The 23,923-nt window shown below is 36.0% G+C and carries 19 protein-coding genes; 8 read left to right on the top strand and 11 right to left on the bottom strand.

The genetic code is table 11. From position 1 onward, the window contains the following. Positions 1-293: 293 nt before the first annotated feature. Positions 294-1,148 carry a DUF4476 domain-containing protein gene (locus IC221_RS10000; RefSeq protein WP_188168834.1) on the top strand — a complete coding sequence of 285 codons (855 nt, stop codon included), beginning with the start codon at positions 294-296 and terminating at the stop codon, positions 1,146-1,148. Between the two features lie 41 nt (positions 1,149-1,189). Here IC221_RS10000 and rlmN read toward each other — a convergent pair whose 3' ends face one another. From rlmN to trmB, 9 genes are all read right to left on the bottom strand, one after another. Then, positions 1,190-2,236 (bottom strand): 23S rRNA (adenine(2503)-C(2))-methyltransferase RlmN, encoded by a 1,047-nt coding sequence (gene rlmN, locus IC221_RS09995; protein ID WP_188168833.1) that lies wholly within the window; start codon positions 2,234-2,236, stop codon positions 1,190-1,192. Between the two features lie 126 nt (positions 2,237-2,362). Beyond that, positions 2,363-3,940 (bottom strand): hypothetical protein, encoded by a 1,578-nt coding sequence (locus tag IC221_RS09990; RefSeq protein ID WP_188168832.1) that lies wholly within the window; start codon positions 3,938-3,940, stop codon positions 2,363-2,365. A 108-nt stretch (positions 3,941-4,048) separates the two neighbouring features. Next, complete coding sequence (locus tag IC221_RS09985; protein ID WP_188168831.1) at positions 4,049-5,245, bottom strand: lipopolysaccharide assembly protein LapB; 1,197 nt, start codon at positions 5,243-5,245, stop codon at positions 4,049-4,051. Positions 5,246-5,328: 83 nt separating this feature from the next. Next, positions 5,329-7,872, bottom strand: a complete 2,544-nt coding sequence (gene gyrA, locus IC221_RS09980) for a DNA gyrase subunit A (RefSeq protein WP_188168830.1) — start codon at positions 7,870-7,872, stop codon at positions 5,329-5,331. Between the two features lie 116 nt (positions 7,873-7,988). Then, positions 7,989-9,155 (bottom strand): hypothetical protein, encoded by a 1,167-nt coding sequence (locus IC221_RS09975; protein ID WP_188168829.1) that lies wholly within the window; start codon positions 9,153-9,155, stop codon positions 7,989-7,991. 44 nt (positions 9,156-9,199) lie between these two features. Continuing rightward, positions 9,200-9,544 carry a hypothetical protein gene (locus IC221_RS09970; protein WP_044204644.1) on the bottom strand — a complete coding sequence of 115 codons (345 nt, stop codon included), beginning with the start codon at positions 9,542-9,544 and terminating at the stop codon, positions 9,200-9,202. Between the two features lie 241 nt (positions 9,545-9,785). Next, a complete protein-coding gene (locus tag IC221_RS09965; protein WP_188168828.1) occupies positions 9,786-12,317 on the bottom strand; it encodes an ATP-dependent Clp protease ATP-binding subunit in 2,532 nt (843 codons plus the stop codon). 172 nt (positions 12,318-12,489) lie between these two features. Beyond that, positions 12,490-13,116 carry a WbqC family protein gene (locus IC221_RS09960; protein WP_188168827.1) on the bottom strand — a complete coding sequence of 209 codons (627 nt, stop codon included), beginning with the start codon at positions 13,114-13,116 and terminating at the stop codon, positions 12,490-12,492. A 21-nt stretch (positions 13,117-13,137) separates the two neighbouring features. After that, a complete protein-coding gene (trmB, locus tag IC221_RS09955; protein WP_188168826.1) occupies positions 13,138-13,791 on the bottom strand; it encodes a tRNA (guanosine(46)-N7)-methyltransferase TrmB in 654 nt (217 codons plus the stop codon). Between the two features lie 204 nt (positions 13,792-13,995). Between trmB and IC221_RS09950 the strand changes: the two genes are divergently transcribed. Continuing rightward, positions 13,996-14,664, top strand: coding sequence for a ParA family protein (locus tag IC221_RS09950; protein WP_044204637.1), 669 nt, complete (start codon positions 13,996-13,998; stop codon positions 14,662-14,664). A 57-nt stretch (positions 14,665-14,721) separates the two neighbouring features. Here the strand turns inward: IC221_RS09950 and IC221_RS09945 are convergent, their stop codons facing one another. Next, positions 14,722-15,204: a CYTH domain-containing protein gene (locus IC221_RS09945; protein WP_188168825.1), complete on the bottom strand. Its 483-nt coding sequence runs from the start codon at positions 15,202-15,204 to the stop codon at positions 14,722-14,724. Positions 15,205-15,239: 35 nt separating this feature from the next. Further along, on the bottom strand, positions 15,240-16,412 hold the full coding sequence (locus IC221_RS09940; protein ID WP_188168824.1) for a PLP-dependent aspartate aminotransferase family protein: 1,173 nt from the start codon (positions 16,410-16,412) through the stop codon (positions 15,240-15,242). A 160-nt stretch (positions 16,413-16,572) separates the two neighbouring features. On the opposite strand from IC221_RS09940, the gene IC221_RS09935 reads away from it, so the two are divergent. The 6 genes from IC221_RS09935 to IC221_RS09910 all read left to right on the top strand — a co-directional run bounded on the left by IC221_RS09935 (position 16,573) and on the right by IC221_RS09910 (position 23,732). Beyond that, positions 16,573-17,430: an alpha/beta fold hydrolase gene (locus IC221_RS09935; RefSeq protein ID WP_188168823.1), complete on the top strand. Its 858-nt coding sequence runs from the start codon at positions 16,573-16,575 to the stop codon at positions 17,428-17,430. A 74-nt stretch (positions 17,431-17,504) separates the two neighbouring features. Continuing rightward, on the top strand, positions 17,505-19,319 hold the full coding sequence (locus tag IC221_RS09930; protein WP_188168822.1) for a DUF3352 domain-containing protein: 1,815 nt from the start codon (positions 17,505-17,507) through the stop codon (positions 19,317-19,319). A gap of 3 nt (positions 19,320-19,322) precedes the next feature. Next, entirely contained in the window at positions 19,323-20,045 is a 723-nt protein-coding gene (locus IC221_RS09925; protein WP_188168821.1) for a TIGR00730 family Rossman fold protein, read from the top strand. Between the two features lie 273 nt (positions 20,046-20,318). Next, a complete protein-coding gene (locus IC221_RS09920) occupies positions 20,319-21,239 on the top strand; it encodes a lytic transglycosylase domain-containing protein (protein WP_188168820.1) in 921 nt (306 codons plus the stop codon). 29 nt (positions 21,240-21,268) lie between these two features. Further along, positions 21,269-22,585: a ribosome biogenesis GTPase Der gene (gene der / locus IC221_RS09915; protein ID WP_169659922.1), complete on the top strand. Its 1,317-nt coding sequence runs from the start codon at positions 21,269-21,271 to the stop codon at positions 22,583-22,585. Positions 22,586-22,745: 160 nt separating this feature from the next. Further along, positions 22,746-23,732, top strand: a complete 987-nt coding sequence (locus tag IC221_RS09910; protein WP_188168819.1) for a M28 family peptidase — start codon at positions 22,746-22,748, stop codon at positions 23,730-23,732. The last annotated feature ends 191 nt before the right edge of the window (positions 23,733-23,923 follow it).

Raw genomic sequence — 23,923 nt, 5'->3', positions numbered from 1 at the left:
GAGCAGTTAAGCCCTACCGTGCTGATGGTACTGGGTTAACCCCCGGGAGAGTAAGTCGGCGCCACATTCATTAAATACAGAAGGTTAGTTAACACAAGATGTTGACTAACCTTTTTTTGTGTTTAATAAATAAATGGATTGTATCTATCTAAGATATTATATCAGACATTTGTATAAATGTAACAAAAAATAGAAGGGATATGTTAAAGACATTAGAATACTCTTACATAATTACTATTGCTTTTCACTGTAATAATTGAAATTAATTTTACAGTTTAAGAATTATCCTTACTATGAAAAACCTAATAACTATCTTAAGTTTCCTATGTTTGGCTACCATTAGTTTTGGACAAAACATAGAAACGACAAATTGCACTCCAATATCGAATGGTCATTTTAAAGAGGTCTTAACTTCATTCGAAGTGATGTCACCAACATCTCTACTAGAATCTGCGAAAATATTTGTAGAAAAATACTGTATGGATAGCGATAAGTTAGGAGAGCTATCCTCTTACTTTGACTCTGATCAAGATCGTATTGAGTTTTTATATTATGCATTTTCACATACAGATAATCAATCAAGTTTAGTAAATACTAATTTTCATTTTGAGGATGAAGCTTATCAAGAAGTTTTTGTTTCTTTTTTGAGTGATATGCACCAGAACATTTCTGATGGCTTACATACAACGGAACAAGAGATTGTAGAATATCAAAAAGCGATGGAAAATGGTGAGGATATTGAGGATTATGAAGTCAAAGTAGTTTATGTTCCAGAATATAGAGGAAGAATTGGGCATGAAAAGCCAATGTCATCGTCTGATTTTTTCAATGTACAAAGAGCAATACAATTGGAATCTATTTCAAGTGAAAAAGTAGAAGTTTTTATAGATCAGGTTGAAGGAAAGGGAATTTCAGTACGTCAATTGAATGGAATACTTTCACTGTATAATTATGAGAATGATAAAATGAAAGTATTTAATAATGCTATTGATAAGGTATATGACCTTGATAACCTCTCCTTGGTAAGAACACATTTTGTCAATCTATTTCATAAGAAAGAGATAGATCGAATAACCCATTATGAATTGGATAAATATATGACAGATCAAGTAAAGAACGATGAGCATATAGAATTTCAACATTATTAATAAATCGAAAAAGGCTAGGGAATACAACCTAGCCTTTTTTATTATTTTTCTTTATTTGCAAGTTGCCCGCAGGCAGCATCAATATCTTTTCCTCTACTTCTCCTCACATGAACATTGACTCCTTTTTTAGATAAATAATCCGCAAAACGTTGAATCTTATCTACTTTAGCATTGAGAAAATCTGCTTCAGAGATAGGATTGTATTCAATGATATTTACCTTAGAAGGGAGGTGTTTTGTGAATTGGTAAAGCTCTTCTGCGTCCTGTAATGAATCATTAAAGTTGTTGAAAACTATATATTCATATGTAACAGGGTTTTTTGTTTTGCTGAAGTAATATTTGAGAGCCTCTCTAAGTACCTCCAATGTGTTTTGCTCATTGATAGGCATAATCTTATTCCTCTTCTCATCATTAGCAGCATGTAAAGATAGAGCTAGGTTAAACTTCACTTCATCATCACCAAGCTTACGAATCATTTTAGCAATCCCAGCTGTTGATACAGTGATCCTCTTTGCTGACATTCCAAGCCCATTAGGAGATGTGATCTTATCAACCGATTCAAGTACGTTTTTATAGTTTAATAGAGGTTCTCCCATACCCATGTAAACAATGTTCGTCAACCCAGTACTGTAAGCATCTTGGGCTTGCTTATCAATCGCTACAACTTGATCATAAATTTCAGCTGCATCGAGATTTCTTTTACGATCCATATAACCTGTAGCACAGAATGAACAAGTAAGCGAACATCCAACCTGAGAGGAAATACAGGCTGTCATCCTTGGTTCAGCGGGTATTAATACTCCTTCAACAAGGTGCTTGTCATGAAGTTGAAAAGCAGACTTAATAGTACCGTCACTACTTTGTTGAGCTTTGAATACAGATATAGGTAATATCTCAAAGTGCTCATTTAATAATTCTCTTGTTTTCTTAGAAACATTAGTCATTTCATCAAATGAAGTAACAGAGCTTTTCCAAAGCCAATCTTGAATTTGCTTTGCTCTAAATCCCTTTTCTCCATTCTCAACTAGAAAATCTTTTATCTTATCAGATGATAGTTTACGTATGTCTTTTTTCTTCGATTTCATCATGGATGTAAAATATACTTGATCTCAAAATCACAACTTTTTGATTTAGAGAGTAAAAAGCCCGAACCTCAGTGCGAAGTTCGGGCTTTTCTATGTAAAATTAAAAAACTGTTAAGCTTTAGAAAGGAATTATTCCATTGCTTCTAACTTTTTGTTTACAGCTTCTAATTTATCGTTCTCTTTAGTCATGTAGTAAATTCTTGAAAGAAGAACTAAGTATTTGCTTTCATCTGGAGCAAGTTCAGAAACTTTCTCAGCAGCAGGAGCAGCTAACTTAGCATATTCCATCATTTTACCTTTTAACTCTTCAGCTTTTGCAGGATCCTCATAGTTCATTCCTTTCATAGGAAGATCTTGTAAATCTTTGTTGAATGCAGCTGCACGGTTATAGTATAAAGCACCTAAGTTAAATAAACCGTTTTTGCTTTCAGGGTTGATTTCAAGAACTGCTTTGTATTGATCAGCTGCTAAGTTAAAGTATTCGTCCGCTTTAGCATCATCGTCGTTAGATCTAGCTTTTTCAGAAGCTTGATCATAAAGAACTGCTAAGTTGAAGTTCATTCCTTCGTCTGATGGATCTTTAGCGATAGCTTCTTTTACAGATGCGATTGCTTCATCCAATTTGTCTAACTTCACATAGTAAGAAACCATTTGAGAAGTTAAGCTAGGGTTACCAGGATTGTTTTTTACACCTTTAGTAGTGATTGCTAAACACTCCTCGTATACTTCCATTGTTTTTGCTTCTAACTCTTTTGTTTCTTTGTTAGCAGCATCTAAAGTTGCTTGAGCTTTGTTTAATTCTGCAGTTGCTTCATCTACTTCAGCTTTAGCTTGAGCAGCTTTTTGACGAGCAGAACCATACTTACGTCCAGCACCTTTAGTGTAGTATTCATAACGCTCCCCTGATTGTTCAGCAGTTTTAGTAGCTTTTTCAATTACAGTTTCAGCGTCTCTGATTTCATATTTTAATTCGTCAATTCTCATTTCAGCTGGTTCAGCATCAGCTTGAGCATAACGTAATAAAGCGAAATATTGTTGAGGATCGTGGTAATCCATTTCGAATAACTTGTTGATGAACATCATCGTAGTTTTACGGATTTCAGCAACATCCTCGTCAGCAGCTTCGTCTTCCGCTAATGCAGAAGCATAGAAACCATATTTACCTGTAGTAGTATCACCTTTTACAAGTAAAGCTAATTTGAAGCTGTTCATAGCTTTGTTGTAATCTTGCTCATTGAATGCTTCAGCACCAATGTTGAAGAAGTGTCCCCAAAGATCATCTACTTTAGAAGGTTTGATTTGACCTGTAGCAATATCTACACCTTGGTTATCCCAAACCGCTTTGTAAGAAGCAGATTCTTTACCTGATTCTTCTTTTCTAGCTTTGATTTCATCAAAAGCACCCATTGCTTTTTCGATATCAGTAGGAATCTCTTCCGCAGGAGTATCAGCAGATCTAGCAATGAAACTGTATACGTCACCTTGAATTTCAAGAGTTTTTTCTTTTACGACAACTGGTTTGCCTTTAGACTCAAGCTTGAATTTCTCATAGCCCACTGCATTTTCAATCTCAGTTTTTGCTTGATCAACCTCACCTTTTGCTAAATAAGACGCCGCCTTAGTAGCAGAACCTTTTTCTTGTGCCATCGCTGCAGTAGAAAATGCAGCAGATAATGCAAGAACAGTTATGATTTTCGTAAATTTCATAGAAATATTATATGTTATATAGCTTAGAATACAATTATTTATTCCTCAAAGTGCAAACATAGTATTTTCCAAGCATATTTTTGATGATGTGTGACATAAATTTTGCACTTACATATTATCTAACGTGTCATCGATACGTTTTAGTTCTTTTGTTTTGTTTAATAAACCATAAGCGTTACGTAATGTTAAGATTACTTCCTCATTTTCATGGTCTAAGTCAAAGGCTACATTGAGGTTTAAAACACTCTGATCAAGATGAAATTTGACGGTTTTACGAATGTCTCCTTTGTGAATGTGTTTGAAATCCTCTGTTTTTTTTAGTTTACCCCAGTTATAGAGAATTTTTTGATTTTCAATTGCTTCTCTGAATTGAATTTGTCCTAAATTAAAATAAGCATCGAAACTGTAGGGGTTACTATAAATCGCTTTGGTATAATTTAGAACAGCTCGATTAAAATCATCCAACTCTTCGTATACCATTCCAATAGCGACGAGAGTATGAGTATCAAAAGGATTAATTTTAATATAATTGTTAAGGATATCAAGAGCTTGTGTGTACCATTCTTTCCGAATACAGATACCTACTCCTCGATAAATTAATGAATGTTGTGAGGGGTGTTTTTTAATTCCTTTTTGCACCTCACTTAAGGCCAGTTCAGGTTGATTTAATTGTTCAAAGAAAAACGCTCTACTTTCATAAACATCTGTACTATCATAGCCTAATTCTAAAAGTCTATCAGAGTAGGTAAGTGCTTTTTCATAATGATGTGATGCTTCACTACAAATCATTGCATATCGGCAACTTACTTTATCATTACTATTCATTATGTAAGTTTGATCAAAATAGAATTCAGCTTCTATATAATCTTCATTGATAAAGGCATTAACGCCCTTTGTCAGTAAATTATCATAAAAACGGTCTAATTCAGCTTTAGTATATAAATTGAAAATTTCATTACGGTCGGTTCTGTTTAAAATTTTATTGTACCAATCTGTTGCCGAATGAACATAATCGTTACAATCGTCCTTATTACTTGGGTCCGAACAATAGTCATCTAGAGAAAGGATAGAGTAAGTTTTCCCTAGAAGAGTCATTACTTCCAATTCACCTTCACGAGTAAGATTGTATGTTAAAAGTTCGTTTAAGGGATCTAAAGCTTTGTGGGGTTCATTATTGTTGATAGCAAGGCGAGCTATACTCAAGTTTTTTTCTTGAATTCTTTTTATCTGAGCATGACTAGAGTGGAAATTAAAAAGGAATAAGATAAATGCCCAAAAACAATAATGATAGAAATTTAAGATCATATATCGAATATACTATAATTTCAACAAAAAAAGGTACTCGTTGTGCACAAGTACCTTTCTTATGAAATCAATGAAAGTAAGTCTTATTCTTCCGATGTTGTGTCTTCAGAGTTTTCATTACTTGCTTCATTTGTAGGGTTTTCTGTTGTTTCTTCATCAGAAACAATTTCGTCTTCTTCAATTGTTGGAACAATTTCTACAGATGAGATTTCGTCATTATCATTTAATCGAATTGCTTTCACTCCTTGAGTAGATCTACCCATAGTTCTGAAGTTATTAACAGCAGTTCTGATTGTGATACCTTCTTTAGTGATTACGATAAGGTCGTCTGTTTCTTCAACAGAGAATAATGCTGAAAGCTTACCTGTTTTATCAGTGATTTGCATCGCTTTCACACCTTTACCACCTCTATTGGTACGTAATGGATATTCTTCTAATAAAGTACGCTTACCGTATCCATTCTCAGAGATAACCATTAGTGATTTCGCTTCTAACTCTTCTTGAGCGATAGCCGCTAAACCAACAACAGCATCTTCGTCACCGTTAAGAACAATACCTTTCACACCAGTAGCACCTCTACCCATCGAACGAACTTTGTCTTCGTTGAAACGAGTTGCCATACCCATGCGAGTGGCGATGATGATATCGTTTTGACCATTAGTCAACATCACATTGAATAGTTTATCACCTTCATTGATGTTGATGGCATTGATACCATTTGTTCTTGGTCTTGAATACGCTTCCAATACCGTTTTCTTCACAATACCTTTTTCAGTAACCATTAATAAGTAATGATTATTGATGTAATCTTGATCATTCAGGTTCTTAGTACAAATTACTGCCTGTACTTTTTCACCTTCTTGAATATTCAATAGGTTTTGTAATGGTCTACCTTTCGCTGTTTTACTTCCTTCAGGTAAACGGAATACTTTCTGCCAGTATACTCTACCTAAATTAGTGAATAACAACAAGTAGTTATGGTTAGAAGCCACAAACATATGTTCAGTGAAGTCATCTGATTTTGTAGATGCACCTCTTGATCCAACACCACCACGTCCTTGTGATTTGTATTCCTTTAATGGAGTACGCTTAATGTAACCTTCGTGAGAAATAGTAATGACCATTTCTTCGTCAGCGATTAAGTCTTCGATGTCTAAATCGTCAGCATTGTAAACAATGTTCGATCTTCTTTCGTCTCCATATTTATCTTTCAACTCTACTAAGTCTGTCTTGATGATATCCATCTGACGTTCTCTACGAGCTAAAATATCTCTTAAATCTTCAACTAATGCAGTAACTTCAGCGTGTTCTTGAACGATTTTATCTCTTTCAAGACCTGTCAGACGCTGTAATCTCATTTCTAAGATTGCTTTTGCTTGAAGTTCACTGAATTCAAAGCGAGAAATTAATTCTGCTCTTGCGATTTCAGCATCTTTTGAACCTCTAATTAAAGCAATTACTTCATCAAGATTATCTAAAGCTTTTAAGTAACCTTCTAAGATATGAAGTCTTCTTTCTGCTTCAGCTAATTCGAATTGTGTTCTACGGATGATAACATCATGTCTGTGCTCTACATAATACTTGATCATATCATGTAGATTAAGAAGTTTTGGTCTTCCTTTTACAAGAGCAATGTTATTAACACTGAAAGAACTTTGAAGAGCAGTTTGCTTGAATAAGTGGTTTAACACTACGTCTGGCACTGCATCTTTTTTCAATTCATATACGATACGGATACCGCTTTTATCCGATTCATCACGGATAGCAGAGATTCCTTCGATTTTCTTTTCATTGACCAACTCAGCAGTTTTTTCAATCATATTTGCTTTGTTGACCATATATGGGATTTCAGAAACTACAATTTGCTCACGTCCCGAAGAAAGTGTCTCAAATTCAGTTACTGCTCTCATTACTACTCTACCACGGCCAGTTTCCAATGCTTTTTTCACACCGTCATAACCGTAAATGATACCACCTGTAGGGAAGTCTGGACCTTTAACGATATCCGTTAACTCATCCATTGTCACATCAGGGTTGTCGACATAGGCAATGATCGCATCGCACACCTCATGAAGGTTGTGAGGTGCCATGTTTGTTGCCATACCTACTGCAATACCCGATGCTCCGTTTAAAAGAAGGTTAGGAATTCTTGCAGGTAAAACCGATGGTTCTTTTAAGGAATCATCAAAGTTAGGTTCAAAATCGACAGTATCTTTTTTGATATCGGCAAGCATTTCTCCAGAGATCTCTTTCATACGAGCCTCCGTATAACGCATTGCTGCAGGAGAATCGCCGTCAATTGATCCGAAGTTACCCTGTCCATCGACTAACATGTATCGTAATGACCAAGGTTGAGCCATACGTACCATTGTTTCGTATACAGAAGAATCACCATGAGGGTGGTACTTACCAAGTACTTCACCTACGATTCTTGCTGATTTCTTATATGAACGGTTATAACTAAGTCCAAGCTCAGCCATACCGTACAATACACGCCTGTGAACAGGCTTAAGACCGTCTCTTACATCTGGAAGAGCACGAGAAACGATCACCGACATTGAGTAGTCAATGTAGGCACTTTTCATTTCGTCCTCTATGTTGATAGAGATGATATTTTCGTCTGCCATGTATATTTATTAGAATATGTTTTCACATCTGAAAAAATGAAGAAAAAATCTCCATTTTAAGGAAATGCAAGATACAAAAAATGAGGGTTTTTTAAAGGAAAAAAGTGATCTAATTTCTATCGTTTGAACTGAATTGCGCCACATTTTCCCAAGTCTGATTTAATCTTTAATTCACGCTTCTTTTTTCCTGCTTTTATACCCACTGCCATTGTGTTGGGAGGGATCTTTCCAAGGTTGTGAGCGTATAAAATAAGGCGGTTTTCCTTTCCAGGTTCGTAGGTGACTTTAAACTTCTTTTTCTTGGCAGTTAATTCGTAATATTCAACGACATGTTCTCCATTCCAAAAAATTGAAACAATGTCACCATCTATGGTTTTATCATCCCAGATTTGAATTGTAATGCTGTAAGTTGTGATGTAAATGGAAGATTGATTTTCTACAGGTCGATCTTCATAAACTAAAGTTTCAGGTACTTTAGGTTGCTCTTCTATAACTTTTTCAGGTTCTTCATCAACCACTATTTCATGTTTTTCAACGACCACTTCAGGTTCTTGTACCTTCTCTTCTTCTGGGGGAGTATCGCTTGGGATATGAACTAAAGATAGGTCATCGACATAAATATAGCATTGTGGGTCTATATCGTAATTGATGTATTTTAAATCAGTTTGTAAGTCATCCCTGAAGTTTCCTATGGTTAAATACTTAATAGCTTCTTCGGCAACAAATGAAAAAGTGACTTTGGTCCAACCTGTAGCATAAAAAATATCTTCTAATTGATATTGTGGAGAAGCGCTTAATAAGGGTTCGTAAATATTTTGTTTTAGTTTTTCATTGGTAAAGGCAAAACCCAACCCGTTTGTTGCTATTCCCCCATAAGCTACCTTATTTCCACTACTTATGTATGCAGTGAATTGATATTTTTCACCTTTTCTCAATACCTTATTTAGCTTAATAGATGCATACTCTCTGTAGTTTACTACTCTCTGCATATAAGTAATAACGCCTAAAACAGATTGTCCAGTTCTTGGAGAGAAGTTATCTTTTATACCATTTAAGGGCTGATTTTCATTGATGAACATATGGTCAGGCGTACCATATAACGTTTTAGGTTTATTTTGATTGGTATTGTACCACTCTTTTAGGTTATCCAAATGGGCATGGCCCCTGGTAGCTTCATGGTAGTCTTCAAAACTAGGGTTAGGAATCAAGTTTTGACCGTATGAAGAAATGGATAAAAGTGAAATACAGGTAAACAATAAATGTTTAATGAAGTTCTTTGTCATGACTTTATTTTAAAAAGTTCATGACAAAGGTAATGACTTTTCAACTAAGCTCGAACAACGTTATAATTTCCAAGTTGTTGAACACACATTTTTCTGGAAATTTCACCACTTTTCATTTTAATTGAAAGGATGTAGTTACCTGTGCTTACAAAGGATAGGTCTAAAGTGGAAGGAACAAGTTGGTTTAAGACTTCTTTGCCAGACATCAATTCACTTATGGCTATGCCAGTGATTTTGTCTTTTAGTTCATCAAAAGTAGACAGATTATGTTGTGGTACAGGTGATTCTATTGTGATAATAGATTTGTCTTTTTCGCTTAATTCTATATTAGTGCCAAATAAGGCACTTGTGATGAGTAAAGAAGATAAGCGTTCAGTAGTTAATTTCATGGCAATAAAGAGTAATTTAGTGATGGATTATAAAACGTAACAAAGTAATGCTTAATAATCCTTAATACGGGTGTTTTGATTTAATGATTCACAAATTTAATAAAAAGGACCTACTCCTAGATTGTTTTCACCGAATAGTACCATGTTTTGATAGATGGGCTCAATTCTATACTTCAAAATATAGACAAAAAGGGCCGTTCCATAAAATGAAACGACCCTTTTTAAATATGCTTAAAGAAGATTAATCTTCTTCAGATTCTGTTTTTGTTACATTCTTTTTGATCGTAACTGTCAGAGCTTCACCCTTTCCAGAATAATCTGCAAGAATAGTATCACCTTCAGCGATATCGCCACCAAGGATCTCTTCAGCCATTGGATCTTCAAGGTACTTTTGGATTGCTCTGTTAAGAGGTCTCGCTCCGTACTGAGGATCATAACCTTTTTCAGATAAGAAATCTTTCGCTTTTTCAGTCACTTCAATTTGATATCCCATTGCAATTACTCTTTCGAATAATTTAGATAATGAAATATCGATGATTTGATGGATATGTTGTCTCTCTAAAGAGTTGAAAATGATCACATCATCCAAACGGTTTAAGAATTCAGGAGCAAAAGCCTTTTTCAATGCTTTTTGAATTGTTCCTTGCATCTCAGCGTCTTGATTATCTAATTTCGTTTGTGTATTGAAACCAATACCTGTTCCGAAATCTTTCAAATCTCTCACACCGATGTTTGATGTCATGATGATCACTGTGTTTCTGAAATCAACACGTCTACCTAAACCATCTGTTAAGATACCGTCATCTAATACTTGAAGTAAGATATTGAACACATCTGGGTGTGCTTTCTCAATCTCATCTAATAAGATAACGCTATAAGGTTTACGTCTGATCTTTTCAGTCAACTGACCACCTTCTTCATATCCAACGTAGCCCGGAGGCGCTCCAACTAATCGAGATACAGAGAATTTCTCCATATACTCCGACATGTCGATACGTACTAATGAATCATCTTTGTCGAATAAATGAGAAGCTAATACTTTCGTTAACTCTGTTTTACCGACACCAGTAGGTCCTAAGAAGATAAATGAACCGATTGGTTTTTTAGGATCTTTCAAGCCTACACGTGTTCTACGGATAGCCTTTGCTAATTTTTCAATTGCTTGATCCTGACCAATTACTTTACCCTTAAGGTCTTCAGACATGTTTAGCAGTTTTTTGCCTTCGCTTTCTGCAACACGGTTAACAGGAATACCTGTCATCATTGCTACAACTGCTGCTACATCATCTTCAGTAACAGGGTAGATAGTTTCATTTGTCTCTTTTTCCCATGCTTCTTTAGCAGTATCAAGGCTTTCGATCAATTTCTTTTCAGAATCACGCAGTTTTGCAGCTTCTTCGTATTTCTGTCTTTTGACCACCTTGTTTTTCTCCTCTTTAATATCTTCAATCTCTTGCTCGAGTTTCAAGATATTATCAGGAACATGGATGTTGTTGATGTGAACACGTGCTCCCACTTCATCTAAAACGTCAATCGCTTTATCTGGAAGGAAACGGTCACTAATATATCTATCAGAGAATTTCACACAAGCCTGCAACGCCTCTTCAGAATAATCTACGTGGTGGTGCTGCTCGTATTTTCCTTTGATATTATTCAAGATTTCAATCGTTTCTTCTGGAGAAGTAGGGTCTACCATTACCATTTGGAAACGACGTGCTAATGCACCATCTTTTTCAATATATTGTCTGTACTCGTCTAAAGTAGTGGCACCAATACATTGTATATCGCCACGTGCTAACGCTGGCTTAAACATATTGGAAGCATCAAGCGATCCTGAAGCGCCACCTGCTCCAACAATCGTGTGAATTTCATCTATAAATAGAATTACTTCTGGTGCTTTTTCCAGCTCGTTCATTACAGCCTTCATGCGTTCTTCAAACTGACCACGGTATTTAGTACCGGCCACTAAAGAAGCAAGGTCTAATGTAACGACACGCTTGCCGAACAACACTCTTGATACTTTTTTCTGAACTATACGTAAAGCTAGTCCTTCAGCAATTGCTGTCTTACCAACCCCTGGCTCTCCTATTAGGATAGGGTTGTTTTTCTTTCTTCTCGAAAGCACTTGAGCTACTCTTTCGATCTCTTTGTCTCTACCGACTATTGGGTCTAGTTTTCCCTCTTCGGCATAGCTAGTAAGGTCACGACCAAAATTATCCAAGACAGGAGTTTTAGATTTCTCTGTACTCTTTGATGATTCTGGACGAGAGCTCCATGATCCTCCTCCTTTTGATTGAGGTTCATCGTCATCAGTGCTTGATGAAGCTGTTGGGTTTTCTCCTTGGAATTCGATCATTTCTTTGACTACATCATAGTTTACATCATAACGCTGCAAAATTTGGGTAGCTAAGTTATCTTCATCTCTAAGTATTGATAATAACAGATGTTCAGTACCAATTAGGCTAGATTTAAAGATTTTAGCTTCTAAATATGTTATTTTAAGCGTTTTTTCGGATTGTCTCGTTAGTGGGATGTTTGCGAGATTTTTTACGTTGAAATTGGCAGTACTTTTTGTAGACTGCTCAATAGCGTCCTTCAAATCGTTAAGATTGACGCTTAACTTCTTCAATAAAGTAATCGCATATCCCTCACCTTCACGAATCATACCCAGCAAGAGATGCTCTGTGCCAATATAATCATGGCCAAGGCGCAAAGCTTCCTCTCTACTTAAAGAGATCACTTCTTTGACTCTATTCGAAAATTTTGCCTCCATGGTTAGGGAATTTTATGTATTAAATAATTTCTAGTTCTATAGAATAAGATACAGAATTAATATTCATTAACGAAATAAAAAGGAGTGAAAATTTTTAAATCAGGATAATGGATACGTTTAATAATGGATTCTGTCTCTTAAAATAAAGCATATAATATTTATTAAACAACTCTTAATGATGGATTAATTGACTATTCTGTGATTTTAATATATTGATGGCATTAGGCCCTTCACAAAAAAGTAAATCGAGAATACTCAGGTTTCGATCAAAAGTGTCACCAAACACTTGAATATACGAAATCTCATTAACAAAAGTTGATGAATCAGTAGCTGTAATCTTGTTCCTTAGGTCAACTACCTCATCTTCAGTCTCTTTTTTGTAGTTTTCAGTGATTTCAACCTTTGTGTTTAATCCTAATAGTTTAATAACACACTTTAAAAGTGAAATGTTTAGCTCAAAAAGAGATTCCTCACCACTTAACAATGTAGACTTGATGGCTTCTTCATAATATTCATAGAAAGGAGATCGACCATAAGCAGAAAGAATACTTCTCCAATGTTTGATCGCCCAGTTGTCATTTTGGTTGACTTTTACCTTTCTCATGGGCTTTCCTTTGTTGGCACCAATCACCGGAATACTCAATCGATCTACTTTTTGAGCTGTTTTGATAAAGCATCTGTTTCTAAAACTTTGCTTCTGAAATGTCTCAAATTTCTCAATATAAACCGTATCACAGTGAGCTAGAATAGTGAAATATTCAAGGTTAGGGAAATAATGTAAATCGATTAGTACTTTCATTGGAGAAGTAAAATAGGTGTTTTAGAATCTGAATTTTAAGTAGTGTACTTTGTGACCAAGCTCTGTAAATTGCTTTTCGTAGCGTGTTACAATACCATGATGATCTTTCATTAAGTCCGATTCATACAGGTCAAAAGTCACCGCTTCTAATTGTACTTTTTCTTGAACCAATGTTTCTACAGAGTATTCAAAAAGCTCTTTACTGTCGGTCTTAAAACGAACTAAACCACCTTCTTTGATTAACTCTTTATAGATGTTTAAGAAGCGAGGGTGCGTCATTCTTCTTTTAGCATCTCTGTCTTTTGGACGAGGATCAGGGTGAACGATCCAGATTTCATCCACTTCGCCCGCTTCAAAATAGTTGGCTAAGTTTTGAATGTGAATTCTTAAGAAAGCAGCATTTGTCAGACCTTTTTCATCCACTACGTTACCACCTTTCCAGATTCTATCACCTTTGATATCTACACCAATGAAGTTTCTGTCAGGATAAACTTGAGCAAGTCCTGTAGTGTATTCACCTCTACCACAAGCCAATTCTAAAACAATTGGATTGTCGTTTTTGAAAACCTCTTTTCTCCAGTTTCCTTTGATGTTATCATACAAAGGTTTTCCTTCTTCTATAATATATGCACGCTCTTTGTTTTGAGCGAATTTTTTTAACTTATGGCGACCCATCTTTCAAAAATTTTATAATTCAGAATGCAAACATACAAAATCCCTTTTTTGCTTGGGTAGTTCCGATTATTCCTCTTATGTTTATATTGGGAAATATTCGGTTTTTTATCGTATTTTCATTGGATTATTAAAGATTTTGGTGGGTTTATGTTCATTCTTAGGAAGTAAGGTCACCAAATAAGGAAGCAATTTTTTAAATTTTGTATGGCTAAAGTAATTTCTTTCGCAACTCAAAAAGGAGGCGTTGGTAAAAGTACCCTGCTGATGTTAACAGCCTCAGCTGTACATAATAGAACAAACAAAAAGGTTTTGGTGATCGATTGTGATCCACAAAAATCAGTAAAAGATATTTATTCCACAGAGGGCGCAGATAAGGAGTCTTCTTATGATGTGATTGCCTTCAATTGGAAACAACCTAGAGCCGAAGAAAACTTTGATAAGACGCTCGCATTGGCTGAGAAAAAGTATGATGCGATTTTCTTGGATGTACCAGGACGTATTGAAGGAAAGGAAATCTACTTTAGTGTCTTGGTTTCAGATGTTGTTGTAGTGCCTGTAGTGGCAAGTGTTTTAGATATGAGAGCAACAATCCGTTTTCTGAAAACATTGCCGATGATCAAGGAAATGAAGGAGAAGCAAGGTTACAAGTTTGAGGTTTTTGGTATTGTCAATAAAAAAGATCAGACCGTTGAACATCAAAAGCTGAAAGAGTTGGCAGGTATTGGCGGAATGGAGTTTTTCTACTCACCGATTTCCAACTTGGTAAGATATAAAAGAGGTATCTCAACGGTATATGATATTACAGATCCTGCAATCAAGGACGATGAATTCAATCAGTATTTTGATGAGTTTTGTACGAAGTGTTTATTCTAATTTGATTTCATCAAAGGACAAAAAAATAGACTTCCTGATAATGGAAGTCTATTTTTTTTATGACCAATTTTTGAAAGGTTCCTTCATCAACATGGCATTATAATACTTCGCTTCTCCAGTTACTTCTTCACCTAACCAACTCGGCTTTTCAAAAGCCTCATCAGTGGAAGAAAGTTCAACTTCAGCGATAGTTAAGCCTTTGTTGTCTCCATCAAAAACATCGACTTCATACGTATGATTTCCTACAGGAACCTCATACCTGATTTTATCAATAGTACCTCCATCGCATAAGTGAAGCAATTGCTCGACTTCTGCAATGGAGATTTCTTTTTCCCATTCATAGCGTGACAGACCTTTATCTTGAGATTTACCTTTGATAGTGATAAACCCTTTTTCTCCTTTAATTCTCACGCGCACTGCTTTATTTTCCTCAGCACAAATGTAGCCTTGTACTATACGGAACGATTTTGAGGCTAGAGAAGGATCAAAAGATTTTACCAAGAACTTACGTTCGATTTCAAGATGTTGTTGATTTGCCATTTTTATAAAAGGAATAAATATTTTAATTCAAAAGATTAAAGTCCCGCAGCAGCGAATGCGTTTTCTAGGTCTTCTTTCAGATCTTCTAGGTCTTCGATACCAACAGAAATTCTGATGAAACCATCATCGATTCCCAATTCTTTTCTTGTTTCAGCAGGAATTGAAGCGTGCGTCATGATGGCAGGGTGCTCAATCAAACTTTCTACTCCACCTAAACTTTCGGCTAATGTAAACAGCTTACAGTTCGATAAGAATACTTTTGTTTGCTCAAGGTCCGCTTTCAAAGTCACTGAAATCATACCGCCACCTTTTTTCATCTGCTTTTTAGCTAAAGCGAAATCAGGATGTGATGGTAAATGAGGATAATAAACTTTTTCTACGGAAGGATGAGTTTCTAACCACTCTGCAATACTCATTGCATTAGAACAGTGTCTGTCCATTCTTACACCTAATGTTTTCAATCCTCTATTCACCAAGAAAGAATCGAAAGGTCCTTGTACAGAACCAACGGCATTTTGTAAGAACGTCAGTTTTTCTTCTAATTCTTTGTTCTCACCTACTACAACTACACCACCGACTACATCTGAGTGACCATTGATGTATTTTGTAGCAGAGTGTGCCACAATATCAAAACCTAATGCTAATGGTTGTTGAAGGTATGGAGTAGCGAAAGTGTTATCACAAACCGTAATGATATCATGCTTTTTAGCTACTTCAGCGACTTTTTGCAAGTCGACTAAACGAAGCATTGGGTTGGTAGGTGTTTCCGCCCAGATCATTTTAGTGTTCGGTTGGATCGCATTTTCTAATGCTTCCATGTCATTCAAGTCGATAAATGAGAACTCTAATTTTGAAGAGAACTTTCTTACTTTATCAAAAAGACGGAAAGTACCACCGTATAAATCGTTCATAGCAATGACATGTGAACCACCTTCCAGCATATCTAAAATAGTAGCGGAAGCGGCCAATCCACTTGCAAAAGCATATCCTTTTACACCTCCTTCTAAAGCTGCAACTGCATCTTCGTAAGCGTAACGAGTGGGATTGTGGCTACGAGTATATTCAAATCCTTTATGCTCACCCGGTGCAGTTTGAGCATAAGTAGAGGTAGCATAAATTGGAGGGATAACGGCTCCTGTCGTTGGATCAGGTTCTTGTCCAGCGTGAATTGCTATAGTTGAGAAGCCATATTTTTTCTTCTTATCCATATTTATAGTATTTTTAATTTAGGGTCGTATGAATGTAAAATCTTTTCAAATCATCTGATAACTTTTCACCATCAAAAACTACTATTTTGATGAAAGTGTTTCAGCGATTCTCTTCAATTTTTTTCGAATTAAACACTTATCAAAATAAAAACCTACAAAAATGATAGAGTATAAGAGCGTCCTATTGATTTTACTCTTGATCTTTGGTGGATGTGCTTCCGATATGAATGCAAATAATGAATGGAATAAATTAGAAAAATCTTATGCTAAGGATGGTGTGGAGATGAAAGTCAGACATACAAAACTTGAGCATAAAACCATTAATTATTTATCGGTAAAAGGAGAAAATAATCCTTCTACTACCATAGTTTTTATTCATGGAGCACCCGGGAGAGCAGACAATTTTGGAAGCTATCTTAAGAACAAAACACTTTTAGAGAAAGCAAACGTCCTATCTGTTGAAAGACTGGGGTATGGGAGCGAAAAAGGAAATGAAGAAGATGCTATTGGTCTTCATGGAAAAGCAGTAAGAAGCGTATTGAATGATTGGGAAAAAGTAATAGGTAAGCCACAACATTATATACTTGTTGGGCATTCCTACGGTGGGCCTATTGCTGCTTATACAAGTGTACAGGATAGTAGTGCTATTGCTCAAGTGATTTTATTAGCTCCGGCAATGTCTTCTGAGTTAGAGCTGATGAAATGGTATTCAAGGTGGGCACAAAGCAAAGTCATCTATGCTATATTACCTTCTGGACTTAAAGTAGCAACTGACGAGAAAGCTAATCATGCTGAAAGTTTAAAGAAAATAGAAGGTGATTGGAATAAAGTAAAAGTACCAACGACCATTGTACACGGTACTGAAGACGGGTTAGTTCCCTTCGAAAACCTTCAGTATGTTGTCGATAATTGGTCAATTAAGGTCGATACTATGGTTTTAGAGAAGAAAGGACACCTATTTCCTTTTAAGGATGAGGAGATAGTAGTAAATTTATTATTACGAAAAATAGATTCTTAGATAGTGAACTATCTAGTTAGCTTTAAATACCTTTTGGAGCACATATTTTCAGCACAACTAAACCTAAAAAAAACGTGGAAGAGCAAGACAATACAGTGGAAGAATTGCATGAGGAACCCTCACACATTGAAGAAAAGAAACCCAAAAAAAGTAACAAGGGAATAATATTCCTGAGCATACTTATTTTATTGTTTGGAATTTTTGGATGGTGGACGCAATCATTACCTAAAACTCAATTATGGAAAACGTTGCCTGCTGGTGCTGGTGTGATTATAGGTACTTCAGATGTTTTGCATTTGTGGCAGGGATTGCATGCTTCGGAGTGGAGTAGTGCTATTGAAGAGAGTTTAACTGCCAATCGAAAAAAGATTTGGAACAATGGAATATTGAACAACAGTTTTCTTCCCTATTTTTTATCGGATTATCCAAGTATTGGTGCCATTTACAAAACGGAGAAAGAGGGAAGAGCTCAGCTTTTGGCTATAGATTTAGGTTGGCAATCCAAATTGACAGATCATCTTCGTTTTATCATTGGTAAGAAATTTACATTGGAACAAAAGCAGTTGGGAGAAAATGGTGAAGCGACTGTTTTGAAGAGAGGAACATCCAAACTAGGAATCTACTTTGTTTATAACAATTTACTTATTTTCTCAACGCATGAGACACTTGCCAAAAGGGCTTATGAAGCCTTGGAACAGGGGGGTGAAATGACAGAATTGGAAGTAGGAGCTTTTGAAGAAGGAAAATTAGCTGAAGTATGGATGAACCCTGATGCGATTTATACTTTATCAGAATCAAATTTTGTGGAACCTCAACTATCATTAAAAGGGATTGGACGACTATTGGGGGATCAGCATTGGATGTGGACAGATGAAGGTTTGTCTTTGAGAGCTCAAATTGATACCAAAGAAAAAGGCTTTAAGTTAGAACCTGTATGGTGGATGTGGTCAGGAACGTCTTCCAGTAAAGAATTGTTGAATGTAATACCCACTCACATTTCAGTAGCTTCTCATTGGGGAATGTCTACTAAAGTAAAAGAGAGAAGAGATGCATTGATGCGTGCCAATATTGCTCCTTGGAGAGCAATTGAAAATAGATTATCCATTTCTATTGAAGAAGATTTTGATAGCTGGGTAGGAGATGAAGCCGCTTGGGTCAAATTAATGCCAAGTGAGTTGAAAGGAAGAGACGGAGAAGTAATGCTTTTGAAAACAAATAATCCCGCGCTAGCTTCTGAAAAATTGAGAGCATTAAACGAAAAAGTAGAAGGTTTTACTTTAGAGCGATTTTCGGAATTAAAATATAGAGGATTTGCTATTGGGTATATTGGGGTGGAAGAATTACTGCCAAGAGTGTATGGAGATGCTTTTGATAGAATAAAAAGACCTTACTATACAGTGCTTGGAAATGCGGTTGCTTTCTCTAATCATCCTAAATCTCTGAAACGAATGATTGATGCTAAATTAGATCAGAGAACAATCAATTTGGAAGAAACGAAAATCCCGAAATCAGCCATGTATATCTGGGGTAATGGCGGAGCTTTATATCAAGATTTACCACTTTGGATAGATCAAGATGGTCTTTCAAAAATGAAAAGCTATCAGCCAATGTTCAGCAGTGTTCAAAGCTTTGAGATGGTTTTCTTGCCAAGAGCAAAATATCACGGTGCTTCTTATTTGAATCTGAAATACGGAGATGCAGCACAAGAAAAAGTAGCCTTGACCAAGCGATTAAGAGAATTTCAAGCAATTGATGGCAAGAAGTACGAAGCTTATTTGGATGGAGTGAAAATGGAGCATCAAAAAGCGTTTAAAATTGCTTCTCCACAGAAAAGTGATGAAGACAATATGATAAAATTTCAATTAAATACAGAAACCGAAAAAAATTAGCTTATGTCAGAAGAGAATAAAAATGAAGAAGAGAGGATCAGAGAAGCCTTTATCAAAAAGGATTGGTCTGAAATAAAAAGTGCCAACTCATGGGTGATCTTTAAAGTAATGGCTGAATTTGTAGATGGATTTGACAAGCTGGCGAAAATTGGCCCTTGTGTTTCTATTTTCGGATCAGCAAGAACTGCCCCTGATCACAAATACTATAAAATGGCAGAAGAAGTAGCCGGACTTTTAGTGAAACATGGCTATGGTGTAATTACTGGCGGTGGACCTGGTATTATGGAAGCTGGTAATAAAGGTGCTTCAGAAGCCAATGGTAAATCAGTAGGTTTGAATATCGTATTGCCATTTGAACAAGACGGCAACCCTTATATCGATAGAGATAAGATGCTGAACTTTGATTACTTCTTTGTAAGAAAAGTAATGTTTGTAAAATACTCTCAAGGCTTTATTGTAATGCCGGGTGGATTGGGAACTTTGGATGAGCTGTTTGAAGCTTATACTTTAATTCAAACGAAGAAGATTGGACGCTTCCCGATCGTATTAGTAGGAGTAGATTACTGGCAGGGCTTGATGGATTGGATCAAGTCAACATTACTTGAGAAAGAAAAGAATGTAAGCCCAGAGGATTTAGACCTGATTCAATTAGTGGATACACCACAAGAAGCGGTGAAAATAATTGAAGACTTCTACGGGAAATATCTATTGTCTCCGAATTTCTAAAAAATCATCCAACAAAATAATAATGAGGTTGTTATACAATAAATGAAGTATGGCAACCTTATTTTTTTTACCTTTGCACCTCTTTTGGGAAAAGATCAGTGAATATTGTAATACCCAAACAGGATATTTATTTCAAATAAAGACTTGCAAAGTTTGATAAAAAGAAGGATTCTCTAAAGAATATTTGTTAACTAATGCATTTATATTCAGAACTTAAACAGAATAATTCGACCTTTGTGAGTTAGTATCCATTATCGTGTTTCTTAAGTCAATATGAAATCATTTTTATGGTTCCTTTTAGGAGCAATTTCCGTAGCACTGTTAACGTATGCTCCACAATTTGTAAGTCCGAAATCAGAGGTAGTTACTGAAAAAGTGATTGTGAAGGAGTTGGAAGCCAACAGTTATGAGTTGCCAATGCCTGAATCTTTTTCTTTTTGTGATGAAAAAGTACCTCTTAGTGATCCGGACGTTTATGAAAGGTTCGATAGAGAGTTGTATGTGAACTCGTATTGGCATTCGCATACGATTTTGGTACTGAAAAGAGCGGAGAGATGGATTCCAAGAATTGAAGAAATCTTGAAAGAGGAAGGTATTCCGGATGACTTTAAATATCTTTGCATTATAGAAAGTGATCTGATGCTGAATGCTCGCTCTTCAGCAGGAGCAGCAGGTTTCTGGCAGTTTATGCCTTCAACTGCAAGGGAATACGGATTAACGGTCAACAAAGAAGTAGACGAACGCTACAATGTTGAGAAGGCAACAAGAGCAGCATGTGTTTACCTCAAAAAAGCCAAAGAAAAGCTAGGTACTTGGACATTAGCAGCGGCGGCGTATAACAGAGGACCGAGCGGTATCGCAAAAGCCCTCAAAGATCAGAAAGTAAGCAGTTACTATGATCTGTTATTAAATGAAGAGACTTCAAGGTACATGTTCCGTATACTAGCCTTGAAAGAAATCATGTTGGAACCGGATAAATATAGTTTTGAGCTTTCGACACATCAGTTATATACTGAGGAAGCCATCAAAACTATGAAAATAGATACATCTATTCCTGATCTAGCTTCTTTTGCAAAAGAGCAAGGAATAAATTATAAGATCTTAAAACGCTATAATCCATGGTTGAGGTCAAATAAGTTGACGATCAAACGTGGAAAAACATATATCATTACGCTACCGAAAGTGTTAGGGTAATTCGAAGTTTTGAAAAAGGTAAATTCTCAATGAAGAAGAATACAAATATTGTCGCAATTGTAGGTAGACCAAATGTTGGTAAATCTACTTTATTTAACCGTCTTGTTGAACGTCGTGACGCTATCATGGATAATGAAAGTGGTGTGACACGTGATAGACATTACGGAAAGGCCGAATGGACGGGGAAAAATTTCACTGTAATTGATACAGGTGGATATGTAGTAGGTTCAGAAGATACATTTGAAGGTGCCATTCGTGAGCAAGTTCAAATCGCTATTGATGAAGCTTCTGTATTACTTTTTGTAGTAGATGTGGAAACAGGTTTAACAGACTTAGACCGTGATTTCGCTGATTTATTACGTAAAAGTGATAAGCCAATTTACTTGGTGGCGAATAAAGCAGATACTTCAGAGAAAGTATTACATGCTTTTGAATTCTATGAACTAGGAATGGGTGAGCCTATGGCTATTGCATCAGCTTCAGGTTTTGGAACGGGTGATCTTTTAGATGACGTAGTTTCTCATTTCCCTGAAGAAACGGAGGAAGAAGAGGAAGAAGAAATTCCAAGAATATCAGTAATTGGTAGACCTAACGTTGGAAAATCATCATTAGTTAACTTATTACTTCAAAAAGAAAGAAGTATTGTAACTGATGTTGCCGGTACTACAAGAGATGCTGTAGATGCAGTATATAAAGCATATAATAAAGAATTCATCTTAACAGATACGGCCGGTCTTAGAAGAAAGACGAAAGTAAATGAAAATATTGAATTCTACTCTGTAATGCGTACCATCAAGGCGATTGAAAGATCAGATGTCTGTATCGCTATCTTGGACGCTACAAGAGGTATTGAATCTCAAGACTTAAGTATTATCAACCTTGCTTTGAAAAACAAGAAGGGTGTGGTAATCATGGTCAACAAGTGGGATTTGATCGAAAAAGAAACAAACACAGCCAAGGAATTTGCAGAAGAGATCCGTCAGCGTTTAGGTGGTGCGGCTTACTTACCAATTATCTTTACTTCGGTACATGAAAAACAACGTATTGCCAAAGTGATCGACAAAGCGATTGAGGTATACGAAAACCGTAAGATGAAGGTAATGACTTCTGTATTGAACGAGGTATTAGGAAAAGAGATCGAACGTAGACCACCTCCATCACATAGAGGGCATCACATTCAGATCAAATACATTACGCAATTGCCAATTCACACACCGGTATTTGCATTCTTCTCTAACTATCCTAAACATGTGAAAGGTCCTTACAAATCTTTCATAGAGAATAAAATTAGAGAGCATTTCGGTTTTGAAGGTGTACCAATGGGTATTGTATTCAAAGAAAAATAAGCAACGGCTTAAAAAGAAAAACTGCTTTGGTTGTGAGATCAAAGCAGTTTTTTTATACCTAATTTTTAACTGATGTGATTTGAATAAGGGCTCTTTCAGGATTTATATTACCTTTGAGAATCAAGAAAAATTAAAATTTTTTAGTGTATAATTTATTAGCATGTTTAAGCAAAAAATAATTATTGCCGTGTTGAGTTGTTTATCATTATTTTCATGTGGAAATAACGAAAGCACTTCTTCAACGACGTCAACAGTAAAAGATAAACCTATTCCAACTTTCAATGCAGACTCTGCTTATCAATATGTTCAAGCGCAAGTAGATTTTGGCCCAAGAGTACCTAACACAATGGCTCATGATATGTGTGGTTCTTATTTAGCAAGTGAATTAATCCGCCATGGGGCAACAGTGATCGAACAGCCAGTATTTGTTCCTGCCTATGATGGAACAACACTGAATGGTAAAAACATTATCGGAAGCTTTTTCCCTGAACAAAAAACAAGAATTTTATTAGCAGCTCACTGGGATACTCGCCCTGTTGCCGATCAAGATACAGTCGGCCAACATGAACCTATTTTGGGTGCAAATGATGGCGGCAGTGGTGTTGGTGTTTTATTAGAACTTGCACGTCAGTTAGGTTCTTCGAACTTAAAGCCTGAAGTAGGTATTGATATCATTTTCTTTGATGTAGAAGATTATGGTAGACCGGCATTTGCAGAAGATCAGTCGGGAGATTCTGGATATTGCTTAGGTTCTAAATACTGGGCAGAAAACCCTCACGTAGAAGGTTACCAAGCCTATTATGGAATTCTTTTAGATATGGTGGGTGGTAAAAATCCTACTTTCTTAAAAGAAGGTGAATCAAGACAATATGCTCCAAGAATTGTAAGAAAAGTTTGGAAAACTGCAGAGAGAAAAGGTTTCGGCGGGTTGTTTGTCAATCAAGACGGCCCTCAATTAATGGACGATCACGTGTATGTAAATCGCATCGCAAGAATCCCAATGATTGATATTATCGACCTTGACCCTACGGGACAGAGAACATTCTTCAAGCACTGGCACACGCATCAAGATAATATGGATGCAATCAGCAAAGAATCATTGAATGCTGTTGGGGTAACTTTACTCCAAGTATTATATAACGAATAAGGGATTTAAATTCTTGATTCAAATGAAGCTACTTTAATCGTTTAGATTGGAGTAGCTTTTTTATTTCTTTTAGAGCTGTTTCGAACATGCTCTTAATTCAAGTAAGTATAGTACTTATTGTAAATGTTTATTGATAAATGCTATTATTATCATCTTTCATATTACACAATATGAATATAATATGAATTTTA

The organism is Flammeovirga sp. EKP202 (assembly GCF_014534745.1).
Taxonomy (GTDB): domain Bacteria; phylum Bacteroidota; class Bacteroidia; order Cytophagales; family Flammeovirgaceae; genus Flammeovirga.
Note: the sequence above shows the minus strand (reverse complement) of the source record. Positions and strands in the feature narration are given on the sequence as shown.